This window comes from Mesorhizobium sp. M7D.F.Ca.US.004.01.2.1 (genome assembly GCF_003997785.1).
GTDB classification, from domain to species: Bacteria; Pseudomonadota; Alphaproteobacteria; order Rhizobiales; family Rhizobiaceae; genus Mesorhizobium; species Mesorhizobium loti.
Map to the genome: position 1 here is coordinate 1 of NZ_RZRQ01000404.1, position 4,790 is coordinate 4,790.

Genomic DNA, 4,790 nt, shown 5'->3' on the forward strand with positions numbered 1-4,790 from the left:
CGAACGACCAGAAGCCATTCGCCGCGAACGAGAAGGTGACGGCGATGAACCAGGCGGAGATGTTGGCGGGCAGCGGCGAAACTCCGAGCTTGAGCAGCAGGAAGAAGCTGGCAAGGTCGATGGCGGTGTTGGCAAGCCCGACAATGGCAAAGCGGACGATCTTGTTGCCGGTCGAACGCGGGGGTCGCTCGGCGTCGCTCATCCCTTGCCATCCATGATTGTGACATCGGCGCGGGCCAGGCTGGCGCCGAACGCGTCCGATGCCAGGGCCGCGAATTCGACCTCGCGCACGCCTTGCATCGTGTCGCGCGCGCGCAGCGTCTCGTCGACATGGCCGGGGTGGCACATGAACAGCCCGCGTTCCGGCAGTGCCTCGACTGCGGCCTGCAGCACGGAAGCGAATTTTTCGGGTTGCCGCCAGTCATAGATGCCGGTGAGCGGCTCGAAAAGGGTGAAGCCGGCGCGCCGCATCGACCGGTTGAAGCCGGCGGCGAGCGCAGCAATAGCAGCTACTTTCGGCACCGAGGCGAATTGGCCCGCCAGTGCCGGGGCGCCGCGCAGCGCCGGCCTGTCGCTTCCTTCGCCAAGGCGCGCGCGCAGCCATGTGCGCACGACGGGAAGGAAATGCACATGCTGATGCCCGTCGACGAAATCGGGGCGGCGCCCGAGCGCCTCGACGAAGCGGCTGTACTGGGCGTCGAGCTCGGCATGGACATCGCGATCGTCGATGCGGCCGCGCAGAACAGGCAAGGCCAGCGCGCGGAGCGGCGGCAGCCGACCTTCCGGCGCCAGACTCGACCGGCCGGTGACCGCCGGCTGGTCGGTCAACGTGAGATGCAGCCCGACCGCGACACGGCCGCACAGAGGTTTGATGCGCGCCGCCTCTCCCGCCCACTCCGGAAAGCCGGTCATGCAGCTGGTGCCGGTCAGGCGGCCGCGATCGAGCAGGTCGAGAATCCCGGCGGAAACGCCGGGCGCCAGGCCGTAGTCGTCGGCGATCAGGCGGATGCGCCGTGTCATCTGTCGGAAGCGCCCGGCTCCGGCCTGTCCGCGGAGACCTCGCTGCGCACGACATCGCGCACGAGATAGACCGGTCGATCCTTGCTCTCGCTGAGCGTGACCCAGACATATTCGCCGATCAGGCCAAGCAGGGTCAGGTTGAGGCCGCCGAGCAGGACGACGGCGACCAGCAGGCTGGGGTAGCCCGGAACGGCAATTCCGTAGAAGATCACCTCGAAGAACACCTTGGCGCCGTAGATCCCGCCGGCCAACGCCGCGAGCAGCCCGCTAAGGCTGATCAGGCGCAGCGGAATGACGGAAAACGAGGTGAAACCCTCCAGCGAGAAGGCGATCAGGTTAAGCCGGCTCCACTTCGACGTGCCGCTGGCACGGCCTTCCGGTGAATAGGGCAACGCCTTCTGGCGAAAGCCCGCCCAGGCGAACAGGCCCTTGTTGAAGCGCCGCTTGTCACGCAGGCTGGTCAGCGCGCGCGCGACAGCGCCGCGCATGACGCGAAAGTCGCCGGCATTTTCGGGAATGTCGAAACGCTGGCTCGAGTTGATGAGGCTGTAGAAAAGCCGGGCCAGTTGGCTGCGCCGCCAGCTCGCCTCACGGCGGTCGTTCTGCGCATAGACGACGTCGATGTCCGGATGGTCCACCAGCTCGGCGATCAGCTTCAGGCTGATGTCCAAGGAATGCTGGAGGTCGGCGTCCATGATCAGCACCATGTCGCCGCGCGACTGGTCGAGGCCGGCGAGTACAGCGACTTCCTTGCCGAAATTACGGCTGAGGCGCACGATCTCCCACGACCCAGTCAGTGCCTGCGAGAACCGTCCGGCGCCGTCGTCACGGCTGCCGTCGTCGACCAGGATCTTGTGCACCGTCATGCCGAAGCGCTGTGCCACGGCCGCTTCGAGCTCGCCGAGCAGGCGCGCGAAGGCCGATGCCGATGGCGCCTCGTTGAAGAACGGCGCGACGATGTCGAGTGTCGGCCGCAAATCAGCCATTAGCGATCCCCGCATTCACCACCTTGTCCCTTGCCTTGGCCCAGAACCACCAGATCAGCGAACCGGCAATGAGAGTGACCGCGATAGGCCGGAACCAGGGGAAGAGGAAATCGTGCACATGGCGCTCGACGCCGCTCAGCCCGGTCAGGAACAACACCGTGGACAGCACTGAGGCGAGAGCGCCCCCTCGTTCTTCGCGCCACAACAGCGCGATGGCGAGACCGGCGGGTACGGCGATCATCGCATAGGTGTTGGGCTCGACGCGCGGGTTGAAGACGCACATGTAGAAAGTGGCCGTCAGGAAGATCGCCAGCCCCGCCGGTCCGCGTTCGAGCTTGCGGTCGAACCAGATGACCGCCGAGAGCGTAAATAGGGCCATGATGATGCGCACGATCGTGGCACCGAATTCCGGAATCGGCAGCCCCATTCTGGTGAATGGCGCCGTGAAATCGGTGGGCACGAAATGGCTGGTGTTGTCGACGGCCATAGAGGTCAGCATCTGGGCGAAGACACGATACTGATCGTTGAGATAGGCGGCGGGAGCGAAAGCGTAAGGCAGCGCCAGCACGAACAGCACCGCCAGCACCAGCACCGGTATCAACCGGAGCCGAAGGGCTCCTATCAACAACACCATTATGATCGCGGTCGGCTTGGCGATGATGGCAAGCGAGGCCCAGAAGAACGTCTCCGCCCGCCGCCCTTCCAGCGCCGACAATGTGAGTAGCCAGCAGGCGCCGGTCAAAAGGATCGTCGCCTGCCCGTTGCGGATCGCCCCAGCCGCCATCGGCAAAGCGAGGAAAAGGCCGAAAGAGAGCAGCCACATCAAATCGCCGCCGCCGAGCTTTCGCACCTGCCGCATCGCGGCGTAGGTCAGCACCGCGAAGCCAAGGGTGTGCCACACCACGCCGCCCAGATGCGGACCGAGTTTGACGATTGGAATATAGAGCGCCGCAAAGGCCGGCGCGTACAGATACCCCATCTCGGATTGGGTGTCGTAGAGGGGCAGACCGGCCAGAAGCGCCTCGCTGCCGCCTATATAGGCCTTCCATACCGTCCGCGTGTGGGGCGACCACAGAACCAAGACAAGAACGACTAGAAACGCTCCGATCCACAGGCCAAAACCCAAACGGTCGAAAACCGGCTTGGAAATCGTCATCAAGGCACCCCACATCACCCCGGAACAAGTTCAGTCCAACCCTGTCCCGGCAATCGATGGCGGCGGCATATCACGGACAAAGCGGCGTGGCATAGGGGGCTTGATGAACGCAAAAGGCCACACCTCATTCGCCGCGAACGCCAGATTCCACCTTCGCGATCGCCGCCGCGAGGCAGACGACCCGATCAATCGCCGGTGAATTCAGGCAGACGAAAATAGGGGTTGCGTGGATCATAGGGATATTTTGGCTCGCCTTTGCCCACTGAAACAGCGCCGGCGATCAGCACCCCTTTCGGACCAAATTGATAGTCGATGCCGGCACAAAGGTAGGCGAGATCCTGATAGTTGAAACTGCGCAGCGCACTACCACCCTCGAATGCGGCCGCTTTGAGTTGCTCAGGCGTCAGCGGGCCGATCATCCTGTCGCGATAGGCTTTGATCTTGGCCTTGTTGAGTCTGGAGGACTGACATGCGGCGCCGATGACCCGCGCCAGCATGATGTTCCTGACCGCGGTCCCGGCAGGATCATCCAGAGGGGTGGAATATTTCTTGAGAAAGTAATTCGTATTCGGATCGTTCGTCATCGCCTTGCGCCAAAACGGCGGGAACTTTTCGGCGGCTTGTGCACCAATGGTACAGGACATCGACATCAGCACGATCGGGACAAACCACCATTTTCTCACAAGCAGCCCCTTTTTTGCAGATACCGGACTTCCTCTCGCCCAGCCATTCTCGTTCAAGGCCGGATGAACACCTTGCCGTTGGGCTTGGCCAGTTCGGCCGGCAGCCGCGCCATGGCTTCGGCAAGCGGCACCACCGCTGTCACGTCGGTCGACCAGCGCCCGTCGGAAAACCGCTTTTGCGCTTCCAGGATCGCCGGGCCACGGCGGTCGCGGAACTGGCGCATCCACTCGCTCAGCCAAAAACCTTCGATATGTTTGTGCTGGAAGATCAGTTGGCCGGGCTCGCGGATAACAGTGGCTTCGGGATCGAGCCGCCCGTAGATGATCCAGCGCGAACGCTTGGGCATGGCGTCGAAGATGGCGGAGGCCAACGGCCCGGTCACCGCGTCAAGGAAGATGCGCGGCTGTTCGGTCTTCATCACCTCGCGCAAAGCCGTCTTGAAATCCGGCGCCTTTTCGTTGAGGACGTGCGCCGCGCCAAGCGCTTTCAGCGTCGCGATCTGATCGTCGCGGCGCACGGTGACGATTGGCTGGAACCCCTCTTCGCTGGCCAGGCCGATGATCAGCTTGCAGAGCTGGCTGGCGCCCGCGGTCATGACGAAAGCCTTTTCGCCTTCCTGTTTGACGATGTCGAACATCGCGAGCGCGGTGAGCGGGTTGACGATCATCGCCGCGCCATCCTCGTCGCGGACCGTGTCGAGCAACGGGATGCAGGCAGCAGCCTCGGCGACGGCATAGTCGGCCCATGAGCCCCAGTTGCTGACGCCGGTGGCAAAAGCAACGCGCTTGCCGATCAGGCTTTTGGGATAGGGCTCGTCACCGCTGGCGACGACGGTGCCGACACCCTCGAAACCGGCCGGCTGGCCCTTGGCGCGCGGCTGGCCGTACTGGCCCTTGATGAAGGCGATATCGGACGGGTTGATCGAGGCGAGGCTGACCTTGATC

General features: G+C 63.6%; 6 protein-coding genes. All 6 read right to left on the reverse strand.

The genetic code is table 11. The features are described 5' to 3' along the window. A partial coding sequence (locus EN993_RS31550) for a GtrA family protein (RefSeq protein ID WP_164757936.1) occupies window positions 1–202 on the reverse strand: 202 nt, incomplete at its 3' end. Continuing rightward, window positions 199–1,020 (reverse strand): ChbG/HpnK family deacetylase, encoded by an 822-nt coding sequence (locus EN993_RS31555; RefSeq protein ID WP_127265716.1) that lies wholly within the window; start codon window positions 1,018–1,020, stop codon window positions 199–201. The genes EN993_RS31550 and EN993_RS31555, both read right to left, overlap by 4 nt. After that, complete coding sequence (locus EN993_RS31560) at window positions 1,017–2,006, reverse strand: glycosyltransferase family 2 protein (RefSeq protein ID WP_127265717.1); 990 nt, start codon at window positions 2,004–2,006, stop codon at window positions 1,017–1,019. The genes EN993_RS31555 and EN993_RS31560 overlap by 4 nt, the downstream gene beginning before the upstream one ends. Then, complete coding sequence (locus EN993_RS31565) at window positions 1,999–3,162, reverse strand: glycosyltransferase family 87 protein (RefSeq protein ID WP_127265718.1); 1,164 nt, start codon at window positions 3,160–3,162, stop codon at window positions 1,999–2,001. Before EN993_RS31565 ends, EN993_RS31560 begins: the two co-directional genes overlap by 8 nt. A gap of 185 nt (window positions 3,163–3,347) precedes the next feature. Continuing rightward, the gene (locus EN993_RS31570; protein WP_164757937.1) at window positions 3,348–3,902 is read right to left on the reverse strand and encodes a hypothetical protein; all 555 of its coding nucleotides are present in this window, start codon (window positions 3,900–3,902) and stop codon (window positions 3,348–3,350) included. Further along, window positions 3,899–4,790, reverse strand: an 892-nt coding sequence (locus EN993_RS31575; protein ID WP_127265719.1) for a zinc-binding dehydrogenase, incomplete at its 5' end; no start/stop codon positions are given. The genes EN993_RS31570 and EN993_RS31575, both read right to left, overlap by 4 nt.